General features: G+C 36.3%; 1 pseudogene. It reads right to left on the minus strand.

Going from position 1 to position 413, the window contains the following annotated elements:
• A pseudogene (locus E3E29_RS11480) lies at positions 1–413 on the minus strand (hypothetical protein); the annotation flags it as partial.

Below are 413 nucleotides of genomic sequence, written 5' to 3' on the forward strand. Positions count from 1 at the left end.
TCTTCCGATCTGTTCTTGCACCAAGAGTCTCTACAACATTAATATATTTTTTGTCTGGTTTTTCTAGGAACTTTGTTAGTAGGAATTTAGCTACAGGAATGAACTCTTCTTTGTCTAGATGAAGCATGAGCTCCCTAAGTAGTTCTTCATTGTCAATAATTCTGGCTGAAAGCTCGATCAATGTTTTAATTCTTTCATTGGGAGGCATTTTCCTGAGGATTTTCATTACAGGGTCTATTTCCCCTGAACTTCCAAATCCCACAAGCAAATTCCTCAAGGCATCAAAACTTAGCTCATCAGACATGCTCAGTGCAACATCCACGAATTTTTCAAAAGTTGCTTTTGGAGCTTTGTAGTTCTTTAGATAAATTGCAATCTCTTTCATAGCTTCATTTATCCAATACTTGCTTTTT

This window comes from Thermococcus sp. Bubb.Bath, assembly GCF_012027595.1.
Taxonomy (GTDB): domain Archaea; phylum Methanobacteriota_B; class Thermococci; order Thermococcales; family Thermococcaceae; genus Thermococcus.